We start from the raw sequence: 23,275 nt of genomic DNA, 5'->3' as shown, positions 1-23,275 counted from the left end.
AATGCCGTGGGCGTCAGCCTGAAGGATGTCGCGCTGCGCGCCGGCGTGTCGGTCAAGACCGTCTCCAACGTCGTCAACGACTACCCGCACGTCACCCCGCGCACCCGCGAGCGGGTCCAGCGGGCCATCGACGAGCTGGGCTACCGGCCGAACCTGACCGCCCGGCACCTGCGCAAGGGCCGCACCGGCCTGATCACGCTCGCCATCCCCGAACTGGGCAACCCCTACTTCGCGGAGGTGGCGGGCGCGGTCATCGACGCGGCCGCCCGGCACGAGCTGACGGTCCTGCTCGACCACACCGCGGGCCTGCGGGAGAAGGAGGTGCTGGTCTCCCAGGGCTTCCGCTCGCACGTCATCGACGGGCTGATCCTCAGCCCCATCCGGCTGGAACAGGAGGACCTGCTGGCCCGCCCCGAGGGCCCGCCGATGGTGCTGCTCGGCGAGCGCGAGTACGACGCGCCCTACGACCACATCATGATCGACAACGTGGGCGCCGCCCGGATCGCGGTGCGCCACCTGCTCGACCTCGGGCGGCGCCGGGTGGCCTTCCTCGGCGCCCGCCGCGAGAGCGCCCGCCAGCCCGCCCACCTGCGGCTGCGCGGCTGGCGCGAGGCGATCGTTGCGGCCGGCCTGGTGCCCGACGAGTCCATGGTGGTGGCCACCGAGGGCTACGACCGGGCCGACGGGGCCGCCGCCATGGCGCTGCTGCTCGACCGCGACAAGCGCCCCGACGCCGTCTTCGCCTACAACGACCTGATCGCGCTGGGCGCCATGCGCACCCTGGTCGAACGCGGCCTGCGGGTCCCGGAGGACATCGCCGTCGTCGGCTTCGACGACATCGAGGAGGGCCGCTACGGGGCGGTCTCGCTCAGCACGGTCGCCCCCGACAAGACCGCGCTGGCGCACATGGCGGTGGACTGCCTGGTCGAGCGGATCGCCGCGCGGGCGGAGGAGGGCGAACTCGCACCGCGCCGGATCAGCCCCGGCTACCGGCTGATCGTGCGCGAGTCCACCGCGATCCGAAGAGCCTGACCGGCCGCCCCTGCCGGCCCCCGGCCGGTACCGGCCAGGCGCCCCCGCACCCGCCCGCATCCCTCCTGCGACCGAGGACGACGATGTCGATGCCCCGCGCCACCCTGACCGGAACACCGTTCGGCACCGCCCCCGGCGGCAGACCGGTGCACCGCTGGCGCCTGGACTCCGGTACCGGCGTCACCGCGGACGTGCTCACCTTCGGCGGGGTGCTGCACAGCCTGCGGGTGCCCGACCCGGCCGGGCGCAGCGCCGACATCGTGCTCGGCCTGCCCACCCTGGCCGCCTACGCCGCCCCCGGCCAGCCCTTCCTCGGCGCCCTCGTCGGCCGCTACGCCAACCGCCTGGCGCACGGCCGCTTCACCCTCGACGGGCACCCCCACCAGGTCCCCGCGACGGATCGCGGCCACGCCCTGCACGGCGGGCCCGAGGGATTCCACCGCCGGGTGTGGCAGGCCGCGGCCGACCCGGAGGCGGGCCCCGAACTGGCCGCGCTGCGGCTGGAGTTGCACAGCCCGGACGGCGAGATGGGCTTCCCCGGCGCGCTGGACGCCCGCGTCACCTACACCCTGGACGCCGAGGGCACGCTGGCGCTGGAGTACCGGGCCCGCGCCGACCGCGCCACGGTCGTCAACCTCACCAACCACGCCTACTTCAACCTCGCGGGGGCCGGCAGCGGCGACGTCCTCGGCCACACCCTGGCGCTGGACTCCGGCGCCTACCTGCCGGTGACCGCCGAGGCCATTCCGCTCGGCCCGCCCGTCCCGACCGCAGGCACCCCCTTCGACTTCCGCGAGCCGCACCCGATCGGCGAGCGGATCACCGCGGACGACGGCCAGTTGGCCGACGCCGGCGGCTACGACCACTGCTGGGTGCTCGACCCTGCCCCGCGGCGGGCGGTGGGCGGGCTGCGCCGGGCCGCCCGGCTGGCCGACCCGGCCGCGGGCCGCCGGATGGAGGTGTGGACCACCGAACCGGGCATCCAGGTCTACACCGGCAACGCGCTGGACGGCTCGCTCGCCGGGCCCGACGGCAAGCCCTTCGAACGGCACGGCGCGGTCTGCCTGGAGACCCAGCACTTCCCCGACGCCCCGAACCGGCCGCAGTACCCGAGCACGGTGCTGCGGCCCGGCCAGGAGTACCGCAGCCGCACCGAGTTCCGCTTCCCGCACCTCAAGGACGACTGACCGGCGGCGCATTGCCCAGCCTTGCCACCGGTGTCGGCACCTGGGCCCCCGCCGTTCACCGCACCGTTGCCCCGGCGGGATCGGATGCGGAGGATCCACGGCCAGGACAGGCGTGTTCGAGCGCCGTACCGTACGAGAGAGGAAGGGCACGCATGCTCAGCGTCCCCACCAGGCGGCGACCGTGGCGGGCCGGAGCGGGCGGTCTGGTCCTGGCCGCGCTCCTGGCCGGCGGCCTGACCGCCTCGCCCGCGCAGGCCGCCCCGCCGGGCGACCCGACCTCCGACGTCGACGTCTTCATCGGCACCCAGGACCGCGCGTCGGCCAACACCACGGAGAGCGCCTACGGCGACACGAGCCCCGGCGCCACCACCCCGTTCGGGATGGTGAACTTCAACCCGAACACGTACAACACCAAGGGCGGCGGGCAGACCAACCAGGGCGGCTACGAGTACGACGCCGACCAGATCCGCGGCTTCTCGCTCAACCGCGTCTCCGGCACCGGCTGCGCCACCCACAACGGCGCCGAGGACTTCCCGGTCTTCCCGTACTCCGGGCAGCTGGCCGGCGGGGTGCTGCCGAGCGACCCGGCCGCCGACATCAAGCCCTACTACGCCGGCTTCTCCCACGACCAGGAGAGCGCGAGCCCCGGCTCCTACCGGGTGACGCTCGCCGACGGCATCACGAGCGAACTGACGGCGACCACCCGCACCGCCGACGGCCGCTTCACCTTCCCCGCGGACGCCGCCTCCGGCACCCTCCTCTTCGACACCGCCGGTTCGCTGAACGGCAGTTCCGACTCGACCGTGCGCATCCTCGGCAACGATGTCATCGAGGGCAGCACCACCGTCCAGGCCACCTGCAAGCAGGGCCCGGCCTACACCTACACCGCGTACTTCCACGCCGTGTTCGACCAGCCGTTCACCTCGGCCGGCACCTGGCAGGACAGCACGATGAGCCCGGTCGCCGACCTCGGCCCGGCCACCGACGTCTCGGCGGCCTCCACCGCGGCCAACGGCACCGGCGCCTTCGTCGGCTTCGCCCCCGGCTCGAAGGTCACCGCGCGGATCGGCCTGTCCTACGTCTCCACGGCCGACGCCGCGCAGAACCTTGCCGCGGAGGCCGGCCCGAAGAAGAGCTTCGACGCCCTGCGCGACGCCGCCCACGACACCTGGCGCGACACCCTGCGCCGGGTCGCGGTCACCAGCTCCAAGCCCACCGAGGCCGCCCGCGAGGAGCAGCTGACCACCTTCTACACCGCGCTCTACCACGCGCTGCTGCACCCGAACGTCTTCGACGACGTCAACGGCGAGTACACCGGCTACGACAAGAAGACGCACACCGTGCGCCCCGGCCACCACGAGTACACCACCTACTCCGGCTGGGACGTCTACCGCGACGAGGCGCAGCTGATCGCGCTGCTCTTCCCGGACCGCGCCTCCGACATGAACCAGTCGATCACCGACATGGCCACGCAGGTCGGCGTCTACAACTGGCCGATGCTCGACGCCGGCCAGAACAAGATGGACGGCGACTCGCTGGACTCCGTGCTGGCCAGCATGGACGCGTTCGGCGCCACCGACTACGACCGGGCCGGCGCGCTGGCCGCCCTGAAGACCGCCCAGACGCTCGTGCCCAACGAAGCGCCGGGCGCCCCCGCCGGCGGTGTGCCCGCCGCCAACCACCGGGCCGGCTTCTACCAGTACGCCGCCCTCGGCTTCGAGCCCGACACCGCCGGCATCCAGTGGCCCACCTCCACCAGCCTGGAGTACGCGGTCGACGACTTCGGCATCGCCCAACTCGCCCGCAGCCAGGGTGACTCGGCGGCGTACGCCACCTTCATGCAGCGCGCCCAGAGCTGGCAGAACCTCTTCGATCCGGGCAAGAACGCGCTCACCCCGCGCAACAAGAACGGCTTCGACCGGGGCGTCGACCTCACCGTCAACACCGGCCAGTTCGCCGAGGCGAGTGGCGCCCAGTACGGCTGGATGGTGCCGCAGGACATCGCGGGCCTGGTCGCCAAGAAGGGCGGCACCGCCCAGGCCGAGGCCCAACTCGACGCCCTGTTCGCCAACTTCGCCCCCGGCGGGCCCGGCAGCGTCAACCCCGGCTCCAACAGCACCTACGCCTACATGTCCAACGAGATCGACTCCCAGGACCCCGAACTCTACGACTGGATCGGCCGCCCGGACCGCACCGCGGAGGTCAACCAGGAGATCCGCGACGCCCTGTGGACCTCCAACGCCCCCGACGGGCTCTACGGCAACGACGACCTCGGCGCCCTGTCCGCCTGGTACGTCTGGTCCTCCATCGGCCTCTTCCCGGCCGTCTACGGCCGCTCCGAACTCGCTGTCTCCGGCCCGGCGTTCCGCTCGGTGAAGATCACCAGCTCGGGCGGCGGCCGCACTTACACCCTGAGCGCGCCCCGGCAGAGCGACAAGGACCTGTACGTCACCGGCATGCGGGTGAACGGCCGTGCCACCAGCGCCACCTGGCTGCCGGAGTCCTTCGCGCAGCACGGCGGCACCGTGGACTTCACCATGGCCGCCGCGCCCGGCAGTTGGGGCACCGGACCGGAGGACGCCCCGCCGTCCTTCACCACCGGCACCGACGCCTACAACAACATCGGCGCCACCCCGGCCGGCGAGGGCGCCACCGGCAGCTTCGACGCCTCCAGCAACACCTACCAGACCGGCCTGCTGCCGCAGCCCGGCGCGAGCGTCGCGCTGCCCGGCACCCCGATCACCTACACCTGGCCCGAGACCGCGCCGGGCGCCCCCGACAACTGGGTGCCGCACGGCCAGGTCATCGACATGCACGGGCAGCGCGCGAGCGCCGTCTCCTTCCTCGGCGCCGCCACCAACGGCCCCGCGGCCGGCACCGCCTCGGTGGACTACACCGACGGCACCCACCAGGTCGTGCCGGTGAACCTCAACGACTGGACCACGCCCACCCTCCCCTCGGGCACGAACACCGCGGTGCTGACCACCGCCCACCGCAACAACGCCAACGGCAGCCAGGACAACACCACCGCCGCCATCTACGGCACCGCGCCCGAGCAGCTCGACAGCTGGAAGGCCATCGCGAGCATCACCCTGCCCAAGGTCACCAACCAGGGCATCATGCACATCTTCGCGATCGGCACTGCCCCGGCCGCGGCGAGCGCCCTGACCGCGACGGACGCCGTGCCCGCCACCAGCGGCACATCCTTCGCCGCCGACGTCGCCGACCTGGCCGGCGGCGCGGCCACCACCCCCGCCGGCTACACCGTCCACGTGGACTGGGGCGACCACCGCGCCTCCGCCGCGACCGTGCTCGCCCTGGACGACACCGGCCACTACTCGGCCTTCGGCACCCACCGCTACGCCCGCCCCGGGAGCTACCGTGTGACCGTGCGGATCTCCGACGGGACCAGCGACAAGACCACCGCCGGCACCGTGAAGGTGTCCTGACATGGCCGACACGATGGAGACCACCATGCGTTCCGCAGCCCGCTCCCGGCGCCCGGCCCGGCGGCTGGCCGTCCCACTCGCCGCGATCGTGCTGACGGCCGCCGCCGCCACCGCGGTGGGGCCCGCGAGCACCGCCTCGGCCGCGGAGCCCGCGACCGCCACCCCGATCAAGCACGTCGTCGTCCTCTTCGACGAGAACGTGTCCTACGACCACTACTTCGGCACCTACCCCGAGGCCGCCAACACCGACGGCACCCGCTTCACCGCGGCCGCCGGCACCCCCGCCCCGGTGAACCTGCTCAGCGACGGCTCCAAGCTGCTGGTGCACAACCCGAACCAGTACCAGCCCCGGCGGCTCGGCCCCGCCGAGGCCCTGACCTGCGACCAGAACCACTCCTACGGCCCCGAGCAGCAGGCGTTCGACAACGGCGCCATGGACCAGTTCGTCCAGCACACCAGCAGCGACACCTGCAGCGGCCTGTACGGCAGCCCGGGTCTGACGATGGACTACTTCGACGGCAACACCGTCACCGCGCTCTGGAACTATGCCCAGAACTACGCCATGAGCGACAACAGCTTCGGCGACGTCTTCGGGCCCTCCACGCCCGGCGCCCTGAACCTGGTCTCCGGGCAGACCCACGGCGGCATCTCCGTGGACCCCGCCACCGGCAAGCAGGTCGCCCCCGGCGCCTCCGCCACCGTGCGCAGCCCCGACCCGACGACAGGTGTGGGCACCGTCTACGGCGACTCCGACCCCGCCTACGACGACTGCTCGGACAACAACCACACCGCGAGCAGCCTGGTCACCGCCGTGCAGGGCCGCACCATCGGCGACCTGCTCAACGCCAGGGGCGTCACCTGGGGCTGGTTCCAGGGCGGCTTCGCGCCGACCTCCTCGCCCGGCGGCACCGCGGTGTGCGGCGCCACCCACGCCAACGTCGGCGGCGCCTCGTCGGTGGACTACTCCCCGCACCACGAGCCGTTCCAGTACTACAAGTCCACGGCCAACCCGCACCACCTGCCGCCGACGTCCACCGCGATGATCGGCCACCAGGACCAGGCCAACCACCAGTACGACCTCACCGACTTCGACAAGGCGCTGGCCGCGGGCGACCTCCCGGCGGTGTCCTTCCTCAAGGCCGGCGAGTACCAGGACGGCCACGCCGGCTACTCCGACCCGCTGGACGAGCAGAACTTCCTGACCAGCAGGATCAATGCGATCGAGAAGTCGCCGCAGTGGTCGAGCACCGCCGTGGTCGTCGCCTACGACGACTCCGACGGCTGGTACGACCAGGTGGCGGCCCCGGTGGGCAACGGCTCGACCGACACCGCGTCCGGCGGCGACACCGCCCGCTGCGTCAACGGCCCGGCGGCGGCCGGCGGCTATCTCGACCGCTGCGGGCCCGGCCCGCGCCTGCCGCTGCTGGTCGTCTCGCCCTACAGCAGGCGCAACTACGTGGACCACACCCGAACCACGCAGACGTCCGTGCTGCGCTTCATCGAGGACAACTGGGGGACCGGCCGGATCGGCGACTCCTCCTTCGACGCGACCGCGGGCTCGCTGGCCGGGATGTTCGACTTCGCGCATCCGCAGCAGCGCGAGGTGCTGCTCGCGTCGAACGGCTCGGTCGCGCTCACCCCGCAGGTGGCTGTGGCACCAGGCCGCGCTTCCGCCGCCGCCGCCGTCGCCGCGGCGCCCGGCACCGCGGGGCACCTCACCGCGGCGGCACCGGGCGGCACCCCCGCCGGCAAGGCCACGGCGCTCGCCGGTCCGTCCCCCGCGCACGGCGGCACCGGCCTGACCGCGGCCGAGGTCGGCGGCGGCAGCGCGGCCCTGGTGGCCGTGCTCGCGGCAGCCGGCGGCGGCTACGTGTACACCCGCCGCCTGCGCCGCCGCGGCGCCTGACCCCACGCCCGCCTCCGTGGGCCGGTTGCGCGCAGCAACCGGCCCACGGCTGTCTTTTCCGCGGCTTCTGCCGAATCCCCTTGCGCGTGGACCTTTTCGGCTCAGCCCGCGGAGCGGGCGGCGACCTCGTGGGCGATGGCCAGCGCCCAGGTGCGGACCTGTTCGCGGTCGCGGAAGTCGCCGGCCCGGCCGCTGCGGACGAGCATCCGGGCCAGGAACCCCCGCGTCCCCTCCCTCAGGCGGCCGCCGAAGGTCGTGTTGGCGCGGGCGTCCACCCGGTCGGCCACCCGGGTCGCCTCCGGCACCGGCGGAACCTCGTGCGTGCTCGCCGAGTCGTCCAGCGGGCCGCTGCTGAACAGCCACACCGGCATCCGCAGCAGCTCCCTGCGGTTGCGCCGGGCGAACCGTACCGTGTCGCGCAGCCAGCGGCCCTCGTGCAGGCCCGAGCCGAGCACGACCGCGTCGTACCCGTGCACGTCGGTGACCGCCGCGGCGGCGCGCACCTCGGCCCCCAGCCCCTCGGCGGCGATCGTGTCGCCGATCCAGTGCGCCATCTGCGCGGTGCCGCGGTTCTTCGAGGCGTAGGCGACGAGCACGGTCGGCACGTGGGGTCCGGGCTCCTGCTCCACCGTCCGGCCGCTCTCGTCCTGTTGCTCTCGCACGGCAGCCTCCGGGTGCCGGGACATCGCTTCCCTCCACCGTGCAGGTGGCCGTGCGCGGGGGTGAGGGCCGAGCGGACCCCGGCGCGGGGCCGAAGGTCCCCGCCCTGCGCAGGAGAACCGGCAGTGCCGCCCCGCCCCATTGGCACGACAAGGCAGTAATAAAAATGCCGACGTTGTGCGCATGCCCGAAAACGCACCCCCCAAGGCGCTCACCCATACGGCTGACTATGGTTCGCGCACCTTGCGCTGTTAATCACCCCAATGGATTAATTCTCTTATCCGCATCAGCGGACAACCGTCCTCGGCAGGCGCGAACCGGCCGCTTTTCCGGGACGCCGGGAAAGCCGCCATTCCGCAGGGGAACCACCTGCACCGCAAGCGGCCGGCACCGCTCGCAGGGCACGCGCTTCTCTCTCCGGCCACGTCCGGCCATGTTCGGCCACATCCGGTCACACGGAACGGAAAACCGGTCCACACCTGCTCCGGGGTCACTCCAGTCCCATCACTTCGAGTGCCGCTCGGGAATGTACCGCATTCCGAGCGAGGAGGATTCCATGCCCATCAGCCCCAACCAGGGTTCCAGCGGCGGCGGAACGCTCGTCACCATCACCGGGACCAACCTCAGCGGCACCACGGCGGTCCACTTCGGTACCCGCCTGGCGACCTCGGTCACCAATGTCTCGCCCACCCAGGTCACCGCCGTCTCCCCGTCCGGCAACGGCTCGGTCGGCGTCACCGTGACCACCCCCGGCGGGACCAGCAACCCGATCCCCTTCTTCTATGTTGGCGCGCCGTTCAAGCAGTCGCTCAGCCCCACCACCGGGTCGACGGCCGGCGGCGGGACCGTCACCATCACCGGCACCGGGCTGTCCACGGCCACCAGCGTCGCCTTCGGCGCCAACTCGGCGACGCCCACGGTCGTCTCGGACAGTGTGATCACCGTGGCGGCGCCCGCCGGCACCGCCGGCTCGGTCGGGGTCAGCGTGACCACGGCCGGCGGCACCAACAACGGGCTGTCGTACACCTACATCGAAGCGCCGACGATCACCACCGTCGCCCCCGCAGAGGGTTCCACCTCCGGCGGCACCGCGGTGACCATCACCGGCACCGGCCTGACCAGCACCGACCAGGTCGCCTTCGACGGCAACCCGGCGCCCTTCACAGTGATCTCCGACACCGCGGTGTCGGCGGTCACCCCGCCCGGCACGGCCGGCGCGGTCGACGTGACCGTGACCAACGGCGCCGGCACCGCCACCGCCACCGACGGCTTCACCTACGTCGCCGGACCCGGCATCTGACACCCGGCCCCAGCGCCGGACAGGCGCCGCCCGCCGGGGTGCGGCATGGCGACCCCGGCGGGCGGCGCGACCCCACGGCTCCCGGCCCGGCACCCCCGGGCCGGGAGTCCCGCCCCGGCCGCGCCCGCCCGCCGCCGGAGCACCCGCACCATCTCGCACGTTTGGAGTCACCCGTGGAACACACCGACCTCGCGGCGGGCGCCGTACGCCCGTCGGCTGCGGCCGCCGCACCGGCCCTCACCTCGCTCGTCCCCAGCGGCGGGCCCGCGGCGGGCGGCACCTCCGTCGCCCTGAACGGCAGCAGCCTCACCGGCGCCACCTCCGTGACCTTCGGCGCCAACCCCGCGCTGACCTACACGGTCAACTCCGCGTCGCTGATCACCGCCACGGCCCCGCCGGGCAGCGGGACCGTCACCGTCACCGTGCGGACCCCGGGCGGCCTCAGCAACGGCCTGCCCTACACCTACGCAGCCCTGCCCGTGCTGACCGCCGTCTCGCCCAACCAGGGGCCGGCCTCCGGCGGCACCGTGGTCACGCTGGCGGGCACCGGGCTGAGCGGCGCCACCGCCGTCACCTTCGGCACCAACCCCGCCGCCTCGTTCACGGTGAACTCCAGTACGCAGATCACCGCCACGACCCCGGCCGGCACCGGCGCGGTCGCCGTGACCGTCACGACCGCGGGCGGCACCAGCGGCCCGGTCTTCTTCTACTACGTGAGCGCCCCGGCGCTCGCCGCCATCACGCCGACCCTCGGTCCGGCCGCGGGCGGCACCACCGTCACGCTCACCGGCGGCGGCCTGACCGGCGCCACGGCCGTCACCTTCGGGGCGACACCCGCGGCCTCGTTCACGGTGAACTCCAGTACGCAGATCACCGCGACCACCCCGGCCGGCACCGGCTCGGTGCCCGTCACCGTCACCACCCCCGGTGGCACCGGGAACGCCGTCGTCTACACCTACGTGCCCGCACCCGTGCTGACCGCCCTGACCCCGAACCAGGGGCCCACCGACTCCGGGGCCGGGGTCACCCTGACCGGCAGCGGGCTGACCACGACCACCGCGGTGCTCTTCGGCGCCGTGCCGGCGGCCTTCACCGTCCTGTCCGACACCACCGTCGCCGCCCTGGCCCCCGCGGGGCCGGCCGGAGCCGTGGCGGTCCATGTCACCTCCCTCGGCGGCAGCAGCGGCTCGCTCACCTACACCCGGCTGGCGCCGCCCGCGATCTGAGGCCGCGAATCCGGGGAGCGGGCCCGTGCGCGGGCGGCCCGGCCATCCGGACGAGTCGATGGGCCACCGGAGTTGAACGCTCCGCGGCCGACCGGAAAGTCCGCACACGGAACCGTATGGTGACCGTTGTCACACATTCGGTGACCATCCGTGTCGGATTCTGGATCAAGGAGTCGATCCCGTGAAGCAGTGGCTGGAGTTCCGCGCCTGGAAACTGGCGCCCGTGGCGGCGGTCGCCGCAGTGGTCACGTTCGCCTCGTCCGCGCTCGCGGCGGTGCCGTCCACGACCACCGTCCAGGCGAACCCCTCGTCGGCGACCGTCGGACAGACGGTGACCCTGACCGCGGACGTCACCTGCTCCGAGGACCCCACCGGGGGCCTGGGCGTGACGTTCTTCGACGGCGGGGACATCCTCGACACCGTGCCGGTCGACGCTTCCGGCCAGGCGCAGTACGCCGCGTCCTTCGCCACCACCGGCACCCACACCATCACCGCCGCCTACAACGGCAATGACAACTGCGGCGCCTCCAACGACGAGACCGACGTGACCGTCTCCTCGGCCCCGACACCGCCCACCCCGCCGTCGGGCGGATTCTGCCTGCTGGTGTGCGGCAGCCTCGTCGGCTTCACCACCGGCGACATCCACAACGTCGTCATCATCCATTAGCGCGCCGGTCCGTTTCGGCCGGGGCCCGGAATTCCACACCGGATTTTCCGGGCCTCACTCCGAAGAGGGGCCGCCCTTTTCGGCCACCCCCGCCACCGGAACAGGTGACGGCCCTTTTCGGCCATATTTGCCGCGCGGCCCCTTTCGGCCGAATGGCGGGCCGAACCGGTGGGCAGCACACGTGCACGGCGCATATTCTTTCCGGTCTCGCCCGGCACGCGAGACCGAGGAGGGGGATCGCCGAGATGGCTGCCCGACGCGCTGCCGCCCGCCCGCCCAACGAGCGGCTGCGGGCCCTCATCGAGGAGGCGGGCTGCTCGAACGTCGGGCTGGCCCGCCTGGTCAACAGGGACGGCGCCGAGCGCGGCCTCGACCTGCGCTACGACAAGACCTCCGTGACCCGCTGGCTGCGCGGCCAGCAGCCGCGCGGCACCGCCCCGCTCGTCATCGCCGCCGTCCTCAGCCGGGAGCTGGGGCGCGAGGTGTCCGTCCAGGACATCGGGATGGCCCGGGGTCGCGGCCCGGAGGTGTCCGAGACCGGCCTGCTGTTCGCGCCGACCCCGGCCGAGGCGCGCGAGCGGGCGATCGAGCTGTGGCGCGGCGACGCCGAGGGCCGCACCGCGCAGAACGGCACCCGGTTGTCGGTGGCCGCGCTGCTCGGGCCCAGCCGCGACTGGCTGATCGCCGCGCGCGACCCCGACCCGGCGCACATCGGCGCCCCGCCCGTGGACGCCGCCGACGTCGAGCTGGTCGACGCCGCCACCCGCCACATCGCCGACCTGGACCACCGGTTCGGCGGCGGCCATGTCCGCCCACTCGCCGTGCAGTACCTCGCGGGCACCGTCACCGAACTGCTCAAGGGCGGCTACGACGGCGCCGTCGGCCGCCAGCTGTACGCCGCGGCGGCCCGGCTGACCGAGCTGGCCGGCTACACGGCCTACGACTGCGGGCGGCCCGGCCTCGCCCAGCGCCACTACATCCAGGCGCTGCGGCTCTCCCAGGCGGCCCACGACCGCGGCTACGGCGGCTACGTGCTGGCCGCCGGGATGAGCCACCTCGCGGCCGCCCTCGGGCACCCGCGGGAAGTCGCCCAGCTCGCCCGGGCCGCCCAGGAGGGCGCCAGGGGCCGCATCGGACCGCAGCTGCAGGCGTGCCTGCACGCCGCCGAGGCGCGCGGCCACGCGCTGCTCGGCGACGCCCGCGCCTGCAATCAGGCCGCAGGTCGGGCCGTCGAGGCCCTGGCCCGGCCCGGCTCCGGCGAGCCCCCGCACTGGATCGCCCACTTCGACCGCGCTCGCCTCGCCGGCGAGCTGGCCCACTGCCACCTGGACCTGCGCCAGCCGGGATCCGCCGCACGCCGCGCCGAGGAGGCGCTGGCCGGGACCCCGGAGCACCGGCCGAGGCGCCGGGCGGTGAACCTGTTGCTGCTCGCGACCGCGCAGGTGCAGACGGGGGAGGTGGAGCGGGGCTGCGCGACGGCCCGGCAGGCGGTGGCCCTGCTGTTCCGGCTGCGCTCGGCGCTCGCCACCGCGCACCTCAACGCCTTCCGGGCCCGGCTGCGGGACTTCCCCGGTGTGCCCGCCGTGCGGGACTTCGAGGACCGGCTGCACGACGCCGCCGGCCGCTCCGTCCTCGCCCGCCCCGCAGGACCGGTGCCAGGTGCCTGACGGGCGGTCGGGAAGTCTGCCGGCGGCAGGGGTTCACGCGTCCGCCACGGGCAGGCGGTCGAGCAGGGCGCGCTGGGCGGCGACCACCTTCTCGCGGGCCTCGGCGAGCGGCAGCCAGGCCGCGCGGTCCAGCTCCGGGAACTCGCGCAGCACGCCCGAGCCGCGCGGCCACTCCATGCTGAAGGTGCCGAAGACCGCCCGCGCCGGGTCGAGATCGCCCTCGACCGCCCACGCGACGACGGTCTTCCCGCCCGACTGCTTCACCTCGCCCAGCGGCAGCAGCGGCCCGGCGGGCAGCGGCAGGCCCAGCTCCTCGGTGAACTCCCGCCGGGCCGCATCCAGTTCGTCCTCGCCCGGCTCGCACTCGCCCTTGACCACCGTCCACGCCCCGGCGTCCTTGCGAGCCCAGAACGGCCCGCCCATGTGCCCGAGCAGCACATCGACGCCCCCGCCGTCCGCCCGGCGGAACGGCACGATCCCGGCACTGCGCTTGGCCACCACGCCCCCAGTGTGCCCGCCGGCCGCCGGATGCGGGCGCCGGGCCGCGCCGAGGGAGGGGGATCAGTCGCCGAGGCGGTCGATCTGGCGGATCTTGTTGGTGACGTCGAGCGCAGCCACCTTGTAGGACTCGGCGAGCGTCGGGTAGTTGAAGACGGCGTCCACCAGGTAGTCCACGGTGCCGCCGCAGCCCATCACCGCGTGGCCGATGTGGATCAGCTCGGTGGCGCCGGTGCCGAAGCAGTGCACGCCCAGCAGCTTGCGGTCGCCGGGGGAGACCAGCAGCTTCAGCATGCCGTGCGCGTCGCCGATGATCTGGCCGCGGGCCAGCTCCCGGTAGCGCGAGACGCCCACCTCGAAGGGGACCAGGGCGTCGGTCAGCTCGTCCTCGGTGCGGCCGACGAAGCTGATCTCGGGGATGGTGTAGATGCCGATCGGCTGGAGGTCCTGCAGCCCGTGCACCGGCTCGCCGAAGGCGTGGTAGGCCGCGGTGCGGCCCTGCTCCATCGAGGTCGCCGCGAGGGCGGGGAAGCCGATCACGTCGCCGACGGCGTAGATGTGCGGCACCGCCGTGCGGTAGTCGGCGTCCACCGCGATCCGGCCCCGCCCGTCCGCGCTCAGGCCGGCCTTCTCCAGGTCCAGCCCCTCGGTGAGGCCCTGCCGTCCGGCGGAGTACATCACCGCGTCCGCCGCGATCTTCTTGCCGCTCGCCAGGACCGTCAGCGTGCCCCGCTCGTGGCGTTCGACGGCCGCCACGGTCTCGCCGAAGCGGAAGGTGACCGCGAGGTCCCGCAGGTGGTAGCGGAGCGCCTCCACGACCTCGGCGTCGCAGAAGCCCAGCATGCCCTCGCGCTGCTCGACCACCGTCACCTTGCTGCCGAGCGCGGCGAACATCGAGGCGTACTCCATGCCGATCACCCCGGCGCCCACGATCACCATCGAGCGCGGCACCCGCTCCATCCGCAGCACGCTGTCGGAGTCCAGCACGGTGCGGTCGTCGAACTCCACGCTCGCCGGGCGGGCCGGCCGGGTGCCGGTGGCGATCACCACGAAGTCGGCGGTGACCGCCCGGTCCTGCCCGCTCGCGTCGCGCACGGCCACGGTGTGCTCGTCCAGGAACCGGCCGGTGCCCGGCAGGTGGGCGACCCGGTTGCGGGAGAGCTGGCTGCGGATCACGTCGACCTCGCGGCCCACCACGTGCTCGGTGCGCGAGGTCAGGTCCCCGATGGTGATGTCGTCCTTGAGCCGGTAGCTCTGCCCGTACATGTCGCGCTGGTTGATGCCCGTGAGGTAGAGCACCGCCTCGCGCAGCGTCTTCGAAGGGATGGTGCCGGTGTGCAGGGAGACCCCGCCCAGGCTGTCGGCACGGTCCACGACCGCCGCCCGCCTGCCCAGCTTCGCCGCCGCGATCGCGGCTTTCTGCCCGCCCGGGCCCGAACCGATGACCAGTATGTCGTAGTCGCGCACGCGAGGAAGTGTGTCATCCGCGGCCGCCCGGCGGGAAGGCGGTCCGGGAGGCGCGCTGCGGCGTTGGGAGTACCTCCCGATAGCGCAACGCGGCACCGAGGAAGGGATGTGCACGTGATCGTCGACTGCGCGGTGTACGAGGCGGGCCGCCGGACCCGGACGCCGGCCGACCTGTCGGATGCCCTGGCGGAGGTGCGCGCGGCCGGCGACGCCTTCGTGTGGGTCGGGCTGTACGAGCCCACCAAGGAGGAGTTCGACCACCTGACCGAGGAGTTCGCGCTGCACCCCCTGGCCGTCGAGGACGCGCTCAAGGCCCACCAGCGGCCCAAGCTGGAGGTCTACCACGAGTCGCTGTTCGCCGTCGTCAAGCCGCTGCGCTACGACGACGCGGCCGGCAGCGTGACCGCCAGCGAGCTGATGGTCTTCGTCGGCAACTCCTACGTCGTCACCGTCCGGCACGGCGAGGCGAACACCGCGGCCGCCGTGCGCGAGCTGATGGAGCAGCGCCCGGAGGTGCTGCGGCACGGGCCGGTCGCCGTGCTCTACGCGCTGTGCGACGCGGTCGTCGACGAGTACCTGGACATCGCCGGCGAACTCCAGTTGGACCTTGAGGAGTTGGAGGAGAAGGTGTTCGACCCCAGCGGCGGCGGCTCGTCCGGCACCGCCGCGGTCATCTACGCCTTCAAGCGCCAGGTGCTGGAGTTCCGCCGGGCCACCCACCCCCTGTCCGCCCCGATGGAGCGGCTGGCGGCCGGCGCCGTCCCTTACGTCGACCGCCGCACCCGCCCGTTCTTCCGCGACGTCGCCGACCACCTCAGCCGGGTCGGCGACGCCTGCGACGCCCTGGACCGACTGGTCTCCGACATCCTGGCCGCGCACCTGACCCAGGTCGGGGTGCGGCAGAACGACGACATGCGCAAGATCTCCGCCTGGGCGGCCATGGCCGCGGTGCCCACCATGATCGCCGGGATCTACGGCATGAACTTCCAGCACATGCCCGAGCTGCGCCAGGTGTGGGGCTACCCGGCGGCGATCGCGCTGATGGCCGCCAGCGTGCTGGTGCTCTACCGCCTCTTCAAGCGGCGCGGCTGGCTGTGAGCCGCGCGCGGCCGGGAGTGGGGGCGGGTGCGTGTCCGGACATGTGGTCCTGTCCGTGACCGGGCTCGCGATGGGCTCGTGGCGGGGCTCCGGTACCGGCACCGGCCGCCGCGCCTGCCCGGGAGCGGGCGCGGCCGCCGGTGCCGTCCTCGTGGCTCTGCCGGGCGCGGTCTCCTCAGCCCGCCCGGTGGCCTCCGACCCGCACGGTCGCCGGCGGCGCAGCCCGGCGCCGCGGTGCCCGTCCGGGCGGCTGCTCCGCCTGGCCGGAGTGCGGCACTTCCGGCACGTCGCGCACCACCGGGTGGTCCGCGCTCAGCACGAACGGCTCCTCGTAGTGCAGCACCTCCAGCGGCTCGCCCTCGGCGAGGGTGTACGTCGCCGAGCCGTGCCGGACCTCCACCAGCAGCAGCCGGCCGCGGAACATCAGCCGGAAGGCGATCCGGCTCAGCGCCTCCGGCAGCCGGGGCGCGAAGCGGATCGAGTCGCGGTCGAACAGGCGCATGCCGCCGAGCCCCGCCACCAGCGCCGTCCAGGTCCCGGCGAGCGCGGCGATGTGCAGCCCGTCGCGCGCGTTGTTCTCCAGGTCCTCCAGGTCCATCATCGCCGACTCGCCGAGGTAGTCGTACGCCAGCTGCAGGTGCCCCACCTCGGCGGCGATCACCGACTGGCAGTAGGCCGACAGCGAGGAGTCGCGCACGGTCAGCGGCTCGTAGTAGGCGAAGTTGCGGGCCTTCTGCTCCGGGGTGAAGGCGTCGCCGCGCAGGTACATCGCCAGCACCAGGTCGGCCTGCTTGACGACCTGCTTGCGGTACAGGTCGAAGTACGGGTAGTGCAGCATCAGCGGGTAGTGGTCGACGTCGGTGGCGTCGAAGTCCCAGCGCTGATGGCGGGTGTAGCCGGCGGACTGCTCGTGCACGCCGAGCGCGTCGTCGTAGGGCACCGTCATCGCGGCCGCCGCGTCCCGCCAGGCCGCGGTCTCCTCGTCGCTGACGCCGAGCTTGCCGGCGTGCCGCGGGTGGCGCTCGGCGGCGTCGGCGGCCGCCACCAGGTTCGCCTGCGCCATCAGGTTGGTGTAGACGTTGTCGTCGCTGACCGCGCTGTACTCGTCGGGGCCGGTCACCCCGTCGATGTGGAAGGCGCCCGCGTGGTCGTGGTGGCCGAGCGAGCGCCACAGCCGGGCGGTCTCCACCAGCAGTTCCAGCCCGGTTTCGGCCTCGAAGACCTCGTCGCCGGTGGCCGCCACGTAGCGGACGGCGGCGTCGGCGATGTCGGCGTTGATGTGGAAGGCGGCGGTACCGGCCGGCCAGTAGCTGGACGCCTCGTCGCCGTTGATGGTCCGCCACGGGAACGTGGCGCCCTCCAGGCCCAGCTGGCGGGCCCGCTCGCGCGCCACCGGCAGCATGTTGTGCCGCCAGCGCAGCACCTCGGCGGCCGCCCGGGGCGAGGTGAACGTCAGCAGCGGCAGCACCACCGTCTCGGCGTCCCAGAAGGTGTGCCCGTCGTACCCCGAGCCGGTCAGCCCCTTGGCGGGGATGGCCCGCTCCTCGGCGCGGGCCGCGGTCTGCAGCACGTGGAAGAGCGCGAAGCGCACCGCCTGCTGGATCTCGGTGTCGCCGTCCACCTCGACGTCCGAGCGCTGCCAGAACCTGTCCAGGTAGGCGCGCTGCTGGTCCAGCAGCCCCTTCCAGCCGGTGTCGCGGGCGCCGACCAGGGCGGCGTCGGCCTGGTCGCGCAGCGCGGGCAGCGACCGCGCGGCCGACCAGCCGTAGGCCACGAACTTCTCCAGCCGCAGCCGCTCGCCCTTGTCCAGCACCGAGGTGACCGTCAGCCGGCTCACGTCGTCCCCGGACTCCGAGGAGATCTGCGTGGTCGCGCGCGGCCCGTCCACGCGGTGGTCGGCGGCGGCCGCGACCCGCAGGCCGCTGCGGGTGGTGGAGTGGATCAGGCCGAGCCGGGTGCCGCCGGCGAAGTGCTCCTCGGCGCGCAGCGGCGACTCCAGGGCGGCCGCCACACGCGGGTCGCCGGTCGCCCGGGGCAGCTCCTCGTTGGCCGCCAGCTCCGACTGCACGACGACGCGCACCTGCTCGTCCAGCGGCTCCACCTCGTAGGAGATCGCCGCGACCGCGCGCTGTTGGAAGGAGACCATGCGGGTGGAGCGCACCCGTACCACCCGGCCGGCCGGCGAGACCCACACGCACGCGCGGCGCAGTACGCCCGCCCGCATGTCCAGCTCGCGGGTGTGCGAGCGGATCGTGCCGTAGCGCAGGTCGAAGGGCTCGTCGTCCACCAGCAGCCGGATCAGCTTGCCGTTGGTGACGTTGATGACCGTCTGGCCCGACTCCGGGTATCCGTAGCCGGCCTCGGCGTACGGCAGCGGGTGCAGCTCGTGCACGCCGTTGAGGTAGGAGCCGGGCAGGCCGTTGGGCTCGCCCTCGTCGAGGTTGCCGCGCCAGCCGATGTGCCCGTTGGACAGCGCGAAGACCGACTCGCTCTGCGGCAGCAGGTCCATGTTCAGCTCGGACTCGCGCAGCGACCAGGGGGCCACCTCGTAGGCCGGGTCGGTGATCACGCGCGCGCTCCGATCAGGTCGGCCAGGTCCTTCACCACGGTGTCGGCGCCGTGCCGGTGCAGCTCCTCGGCCTGACCGACCCGGTCCACGCCCACGACGTACCCGAAGTGGCCCTCGCGCCCGGCGTCCATGCCGACCAGGGCGTCCTCGAAGACGGCGGCCTCGCCCGGGGCCACCCCCAGCTCCTGGGCCGCGGCGAGGAAGGTGTCCGGTTTGGGCTTGCCGCGCAGGCCGCGCTCCTTGGCGACCAGGCCGTCCACCCGCACGTCCAGCATCTGCTCGATGCCCGCCGAGGCCACCACGTCGCGGCAGTTCGCGCTGGAGGAGACCACGGCGGTGCGCAGTCCCGCGGCCCGGACCGCCTCCAGGTAGCGGACCGAGCCGGGGTAGGGCTTGACGCCCTCCTCGCGGATCTTCGCCAGCACCAGGTCGTTCTTGCGGTTGCCCAGGCCGTGCACGGTCCGGGCGGTCGGCGGGTCGTCCTCCTCGCCCTCGGGCAGCTCGATGTCCCGCGAGGCTAGGAAGGTGCGCACCCCGTCGGCGCGCGGCCGGCCGTCGACGTAGGCGTCGTAGTCCGCGGTCGCGTCGAAGGGGCGGTACCCGTCGCCGTCCAGGTCGTGCAGGAAGGCGTCGAACATCTCCTTCCAGGCCGCCGCGTGGATCAGCGCGGTGGGGGTCAGGACGCCGTCGAGGTCGAAGAGGCAGGCGCGTACGCCTTCGGGCAGGCCGATCTGCGTCATGACGCACCTAGTGCCCCGAACGGCCCGCGCCCATGCGCGCCCGCGGCGAAGTCCCCCGAGTCGCCGAACCGCGCTCACGCCCCCAGGCGGTTGATGTCGGGGCTGTGCAGCACGTGCGGGCCCTCGCCGGCCAGCCGCACGGTCGCGAGCATCGCCCGGCCCAGCGCCTCGGTCGTCGTCACGTGCTTGGGGGCCATCCGGCGCAGCAGCGGGTAGGCCCATCCGGTGGCGGCGTAGGCCACCCGGTACCAGGCGGTGCGGGACCGCTCGCCGTGCATCGGCTGGATCCAGGCCGGGCGGAACATGTACGCGCGCATGTCCATGGCGAGCAGGGCGTTCTCGGTGCGGCCCTTGACGCGGGCCCAGCCGGTGCGGCCCTGCTCGGTGCTGTCGGTGCCCTCGCCGGAGACGTAGGTGAAGGTCAGCCGGGGGTTGCCGGCGGCGACCGTGCGGGCGGCGGCGAGCGTGCAGTCGTAGGTGATGCGGGTGTAGTCCTGCGGGCTGTGGCCCGCCGAGGAGACGCCCAGGCAGTAGAAGCAGGCGTCGGCGCCGGACAGTTCGTCGGCGACGCGGGAGAAGTCGGTGAAGTCGTCGTGGAAGACCTGCCGCACCTTGGGCTCGGTGCGGCCCAGGGGGCTGCGGGCGACCGCGAGGATCTCGGTCACCTCCGGATCGAGCAGGCACTCGCGCAGCACGCCCTGCCCGACCATCCCCGAGGCACCGAAGAGGATCACCTTCATCGCCGTCCGCTCCCGCCTTCCGCTCGCCCCTGCGGCCCCACCCGGGACCCCGGGAGGAAGTCTGCCGCACCGGAGCCCCCATGATCCCCGCCACCGCCGCGGGCACAAACCCCGGGGCGGGCCGGACGGCGCGGTGCCCGACCCACCCCGGGAGCCCAACAGCCGCCCCGCTACCGGGACCTGGCCCCGGGGCGCCGCACGGGCGTCACGGGAGGACCTGGATCTTGCGGCCCTGGCCGGCCTTGAAGCGGTCGAGGGCGGCGGCGTAGTCGACCAGGGGGAGGCGGTCGCTGATGAAGATCTCCGGGTCCAGGACGCCGCCGGCGAAGAGTTCGGCGGCGCGCTCGTAGGAGTGGAGCACCGCCATGGAGCCGGTGATGGTGATCTCCTGGTTGTAGATGCGGTACGGCTCGATGGTGGCGCGGGTGGCGTAGTCGGCGACGCCGAACTGCAGGAAGGTGCCGCCCTTGCCGACCCGGCCCAGGCCGTCCTGGATCGCGGCCGCGTTCCCCGTGGCATCCACCACGACGTCCCAGCCGCGCGGCCGCTCCAGCTCGTCGGCCGAGGCGGCGGTGGCCGAGCAGCCCAGCAGCCGCGCGGTGGACAGCCGGTCGGGGTTGAGGTCGACCATGTCCACGGCGGCGGCGCCGGTGCGCTTGGCCAGCTCCAGCATCATCAGGCCCATCGTGCCCGAGCCGTAGATGAGCACATGGGCGCCGAGCGTGGAGCGCAGCACGTCGTAGCCGCGCACCGCGCAGGACAGCGGCTCGATCAGGGCCGCGTCACGGGTCGCCACCGACTCCGGCAGCTTCACGCAGTTCGCCTCCGGCGCCACCGCGTACTCCGCGGCGCCGCCCGCCGTGGTGACGCCGATCGCCGCCCATCGCTCGCACAGGTTGTTGCGGCCGATCCGGCAGTAGTGGCACTCGTGGCAGTACAGCGACGGGTCGACCGCCACCTGGTCGCCGACCGCCAGCTCACGCACCCCCGAGCCGACGGCCACCACCTCGCCGGCGAACTCGTGGCCCGGCACGATCGGCAGTGTCGGCGCGAACTCGCCCTGCAGGATGTGCAGGTCGGTGCCGCACAGCCCGCACGCGGCGACCTGCACGACGACCTCGCCGGGACCGGGCGCCGGGTCGTCGACGTTCTCCACGCCGACCTGTCCGGGGGCGCTGATGACGGCTGCTTTCACTTGACGGCTCCAAGAGACAGGCCCTGGACCAGCTTGTCCTGGGCGGCGAACCCGGCGGCGAGCACGGGCAGGGAGATGCAGACGGCCGCTGCGCACACCTTCGCCAGGAACAGGCCCTGGCTGGTGACGAAGGACGTCAGGAACACCGGGGCGGTGTCGGCGACCACCCCCGTGAGCACTCGCGCGAAGAGCAGCTCGTTCCAGCTGAAGATGAACGAGATCAGCGCGGTGGCCGCGATGCCCGGCGCCACCACCGGCGCCACGATGCGGGTGAGGATCGTCGGCAGCCCGGCGCCGTCGATCGAGGCGGCCTCGATGATCGCCACCGGCACGTCGGCGAGGAAGGACCGCATCATCCACACCGCGATCGGCAGGTTCATCGAGGTGTAGAGGATGACCAGGGTCCAGATGTTGTCCAGCATCCCGGCGTTCTTGGCGATCAGGTACACCGGCAGCAGACCGGCCACGGCCGGCAGCATCTTCGTGGACAGGAAGAAGAACATCACATCCGTCCACTTGCGCACCGGCCGGATGGACAGCGCGTAGGCGGCCGGGATCGCCAGCACCAGCACCAGCAGCGTTGCGGCAACGCTCGCGGTCAGCGAGTTCTCCAGCGGCGGCCAGGGGCTCACCCCGGTGCCCGAGCCGAAGAACTCCCGGTAGCCGTGCAGCGTCAGCGGCGCGGCCAGGCTCGGCGGGTTCGTCGCCGCGTCCTGCTCGCTGTGGAAGGAGGTCAGGACCATCCAGGCGAACGGCAGGAAGAAGACGATCCCGCAGATCCAGGCGGCAAGGCCCAGCAGCCGGCGGTTGCGCCGCTCCCGGCGCTCGTGCGGGGCGCGGCCGGCGCGCGCAGTGCGAATACGCGGTCCGGCGGCAGTCGGGGCGGTTGCGGCGGCCATCACAAGGTCTCCTCTCGGAAGAGCGAGGACACGGTGCGCAGCGCGAAGGTCGCCACGATGATCGACAGCACCACCACGATCACGCCCTCTGCGGACGCCTGTCCGTAGTCGTGCGCCTGGTAGAAGGTGGTGTAGACGGCGTACGGCAGGTTCGCCGTGCCCAGGCCGCCGGAGGTGATGGTGAAGACCGCGTCGAAGTTCTGCACCACGTAGACGGTGCCGAGCAGCGCGGCCAGCTCCAGGTAGCGGCGCAGGTGCGGGAAGGTCAGGTAGCGGAAGATCTGCCAGTTGGTCGCGCCGTCCACCCGGGCCGCCTCCACCACGTCGGAGGGGCGGCTCTGCAGCCCGGCGAGCAGGATCAGCATCATGAACGGCGTCCACTGCCAGATCAGCGACGCCTCCACGGCCAGCTTCGGCACCTGCGACAGCCAGTCCGGCTGCGGCGCGGAGTGGCTGCCGAACAGCCGCCACACCCAGGTGAGCACGCCGTTGATCAGCCCGTAGGAGGCGTTGTAGAGGGCGTGCTTCCACAGGAGCGCCGAGGCGACCGGCACCACCAGGAACGGCGTGATCAGCAAGGTGCGCACCACGCCCCGGCCGAGGAACTTGCGGTCCATCAGCAGCGCCAGGCCCAGCCCCAGCGCGAGGCTGACCAGCACCACGGTGACGGTGAGCACCACCGTGGTGGACAGCGCCGAGCGCAGCTGCGGATCGGTGAACTCCTCGCGGTAGTTGTCGAAGCCGGTGAAGCCCTTGTCCCCGGGGTCGAGGGCGTTCCAGCGCATGAAGGAGATCACCAGGGTGCCCACGAAGGGCAGTTGGGTGACGACGACCATGAAGATCAGCGCGGGCAGCAGCGGCGCCCGCCGCGCCCAGGCGCCGCGCGGGCGGCGCGGGGCGGCGGCCGGTGCCGGGCGGAGGCGGCCGGGCGGAGCGTGCAGGCGCCCGGTGACCTGCGGGGTGCTCATGACGTCC

18 protein-coding genes are annotated in these 23,275 nt (G+C 73.2%); 9 read left to right on the top strand and 9 right to left on the bottom strand.

Annotation, left to right across the window (positions count from 1 at the left end; genetic code table 11):
- Window positions 1–6 precede the first annotated feature (6 nt).
- The 4 genes from BLR33_RS11140 to BLR33_RS11125 all read left to right on the top strand — a co-directional run bounded on the left by BLR33_RS11140 (window position 7) and on the right by BLR33_RS11125 (window position 7,574).
- Complete coding sequence (locus BLR33_RS11140; protein WP_093784166.1) at window positions 7–1,032, top strand: LacI family DNA-binding transcriptional regulator; 1,026 nt, start codon at window positions 7–9, stop codon at window positions 1,030–1,032.
- A gap of 89 nt (window positions 1,033–1,121) precedes the next feature.
- Window positions 1,122–2,219, top strand: a complete 1,098-nt coding sequence (locus BLR33_RS11135; protein WP_093784317.1) for an aldose epimerase family protein — start codon at window positions 1,122–1,124, stop codon at window positions 2,217–2,219.
- Between the two features lie 152 nt (window positions 2,220–2,371).
- Complete coding sequence (locus tag BLR33_RS11130) at window positions 2,372–5,668, top strand: GH92 family glycosyl hydrolase (RefSeq protein ID WP_093784165.1); 3,297 nt, start codon at window positions 2,372–2,374, stop codon at window positions 5,666–5,668.
- 1 nt (window position 5,669) lies between these two features.
- Entirely contained in the window at window positions 5,670–7,574 is a 1,905-nt protein-coding gene (locus BLR33_RS11125; RefSeq protein ID WP_245771334.1) for a phospholipase C, read from the top strand.
- Between the two features lie 101 nt (window positions 7,575–7,675).
- Here BLR33_RS11125 and BLR33_RS11120 read toward each other — a convergent pair whose 3' ends face one another.
- Window positions 7,676–8,236 carry a flavodoxin domain-containing protein gene (locus BLR33_RS11120; protein ID WP_245771333.1) on the bottom strand — a complete coding sequence of 187 codons (561 nt, stop codon included), beginning with the start codon at window positions 8,234–8,236 and terminating at the stop codon, window positions 7,676–7,678.
- Window positions 8,237–8,790: 554 nt separating this feature from the next.
- Between BLR33_RS11120 and BLR33_RS11115 the strand changes: the two genes are divergently transcribed.
- The 4 genes from BLR33_RS11115 to BLR33_RS11100 all read left to right on the top strand — a co-directional run bounded on the left by BLR33_RS11115 (window position 8,791) and on the right by BLR33_RS11100 (window position 13,094).
- Window positions 8,791–9,534 carry an IPT/TIG domain-containing protein gene (locus tag BLR33_RS11115; protein WP_093784163.1) on the top strand — a complete coding sequence of 248 codons (744 nt, stop codon included), beginning with the start codon at window positions 8,791–8,793 and terminating at the stop codon, window positions 9,532–9,534.
- Between the two features lie 173 nt (window positions 9,535–9,707).
- Window positions 9,708–10,760: an IPT/TIG domain-containing protein gene (locus tag BLR33_RS11110; RefSeq protein WP_093784162.1), complete on the top strand. Its 1,053-nt coding sequence runs from the start codon at window positions 9,708–9,710 to the stop codon at window positions 10,758–10,760.
- 181 nt (window positions 10,761–10,941) lie between these two features.
- Window positions 10,942–11,427, top strand: coding sequence for an Ig-like domain-containing protein (locus BLR33_RS11105; protein WP_245771332.1), 486 nt, complete (start codon window positions 10,942–10,944; stop codon window positions 11,425–11,427).
- 245 nt (window positions 11,428–11,672) lie between these two features.
- A complete protein-coding gene (locus BLR33_RS11100) occupies window positions 11,673–13,094 on the top strand; it encodes a transcriptional regulator (protein ID WP_093784161.1) in 1,422 nt (473 codons plus the stop codon).
- A gap of 33 nt (window positions 13,095–13,127) precedes the next feature.
- Here BLR33_RS11100 and BLR33_RS11095 read toward each other — a convergent pair whose 3' ends face one another.
- Together BLR33_RS11095 and sthA are read right to left on the bottom strand one after the other, a co-directional pair.
- Window positions 13,128–13,595 (bottom strand): NUDIX domain-containing protein, encoded by a 468-nt coding sequence (locus BLR33_RS11095; RefSeq protein WP_093784160.1) that lies wholly within the window; start codon window positions 13,593–13,595, stop codon window positions 13,128–13,130.
- A 60-nt stretch (window positions 13,596–13,655) separates the two neighbouring features.
- Window positions 13,656–15,059, bottom strand: a complete 1,404-nt coding sequence (gene sthA, locus BLR33_RS11090; RefSeq protein ID WP_093784159.1) for a Si-specific NAD(P)(+) transhydrogenase — start codon at window positions 15,057–15,059, stop codon at window positions 13,656–13,658.
- Between the two features lie 114 nt (window positions 15,060–15,173).
- Between sthA and corA the strand changes: the two genes are divergently transcribed.
- A complete protein-coding gene (gene corA / locus BLR33_RS11085; protein WP_093784314.1) occupies window positions 15,174–16,157 on the top strand; it encodes a magnesium/cobalt transporter CorA in 984 nt (327 codons plus the stop codon).
- A gap of 175 nt (window positions 16,158–16,332) precedes the next feature.
- Here the strand turns inward: corA and BLR33_RS11080 are convergent, their stop codons facing one another.
- The 6 genes from BLR33_RS11080 to BLR33_RS11055 form a co-directional block, all read right to left on the bottom strand.
- Window positions 16,333–18,726 (bottom strand): glycoside hydrolase family 65 protein, encoded by a 2,394-nt coding sequence (locus BLR33_RS11080; protein ID WP_093784158.1) that lies wholly within the window; start codon window positions 18,724–18,726, stop codon window positions 16,333–16,335.
- Complete coding sequence (locus BLR33_RS11075; protein WP_093784157.1) at window positions 18,723–19,466, bottom strand: HAD family hydrolase; 744 nt, start codon at window positions 19,464–19,466, stop codon at window positions 18,723–18,725. The genes BLR33_RS11080 and BLR33_RS11075 overlap by 4 nt, the downstream gene beginning before the upstream one ends.
- A gap of 74 nt (window positions 19,467–19,540) precedes the next feature.
- Window positions 19,541–20,206 (bottom strand): Rossmann-fold NAD(P)-binding domain-containing protein, encoded by a 666-nt coding sequence (locus BLR33_RS11070; RefSeq protein ID WP_093784156.1) that lies wholly within the window; start codon window positions 20,204–20,206, stop codon window positions 19,541–19,543.
- Between the two features lie 205 nt (window positions 20,207–20,411).
- Complete coding sequence (locus BLR33_RS11065; protein ID WP_093784155.1) at window positions 20,412–21,401, bottom strand: zinc-dependent alcohol dehydrogenase family protein; 990 nt, start codon at window positions 21,399–21,401, stop codon at window positions 20,412–20,414.
- The gene (locus BLR33_RS11060; protein ID WP_093784154.1) at window positions 21,398–22,300 is read right to left on the bottom strand and encodes a carbohydrate ABC transporter permease; all 903 of its coding nucleotides are present in this window, start codon (window positions 22,298–22,300) and stop codon (window positions 21,398–21,400) included. Before BLR33_RS11060 ends, BLR33_RS11065 begins: the two co-directional genes overlap by 4 nt.
- The gene (locus BLR33_RS11055) at window positions 22,300–23,268 is read right to left on the bottom strand and encodes a carbohydrate ABC transporter permease (RefSeq protein WP_093784153.1); all 969 of its coding nucleotides are present in this window, start codon (window positions 23,266–23,268) and stop codon (window positions 22,300–22,302) included. Before BLR33_RS11055 ends, BLR33_RS11060 begins: the two co-directional genes overlap by 1 nt.
- Window positions 23,269–23,275 lie beyond the last annotated feature (7 nt).

This window comes from Actinacidiphila guanduensis (assembly GCF_900103985.1).
In the GTDB taxonomy this organism is placed as follows: domain Bacteria; phylum Actinomycetota; class Actinomycetes; order Streptomycetales; family Streptomycetaceae; genus Actinacidiphila; species Actinacidiphila guanduensis.
The sequence above is the reverse complement of the archived record's forward strand: the minus strand, read 5'-3'. Positions and strand labels throughout refer to the sequence as shown.

What these genes read in the sequence shown, in the direction of transcription:
- BLR33_RS11135 (WP_093784317.1), top strand. Translation starts at nt 1,122, where the DNA reads ATGCCCCGCGCCACCCTGACCGGAACACCGTTCGGCACCGCCCCCGGC.
- BLR33_RS11130 (WP_093784165.1), top strand. Translation starts at nt 2,372, where the DNA reads ATGCTCAGCGTCCCCACCAGGCGGCGACCGTGGCGGGCCGGAGCGGGC.
- BLR33_RS11125 (WP_245771334.1), top strand. Translation starts at nt 5,670, where the DNA reads ATGGCCGACACGATGGAGACCACCATGCGTTCCGCAGCCCGCTCCCGG.
- BLR33_RS11115 (WP_093784163.1), top strand. Translation starts at nt 8,791, where the DNA reads ATGCCCATCAGCCCCAACCAGGGTTCCAGCGGCGGCGGAACGCTCGTC.
- BLR33_RS11100 (WP_093784161.1), top strand. Translation starts at nt 11,673, where the DNA reads ATGGCTGCCCGACGCGCTGCCGCCCGCCCGCCCAACGAGCGGCTGCGG.
- BLR33_RS11075 (WP_093784157.1), bottom strand. Translation starts at nt 19,466, where the DNA reads ATGACGCAGATCGGCCTGCCCGAAGGCGTACGCGCCTGCCTCTTCGAC.
- BLR33_RS11070 (WP_093784156.1), bottom strand. Translation starts at nt 20,206, where the DNA reads ATGAAGGTGATCCTCTTCGGTGCCTCGGGGATGGTCGGGCAGGGCGTG.
- BLR33_RS11060 (WP_093784154.1), bottom strand. Translation starts at nt 22,300, where the DNA reads ATGGCCGCCGCAACCGCCCCGACTGCCGCCGGACCGCGTATTCGCACT.
- BLR33_RS11055 (WP_093784153.1), bottom strand. Translation starts at nt 23,268, where the DNA reads ATGAGCACCCCGCAGGTCACCGGGCGCCTGCACGCTCCGCCCGGCCGC.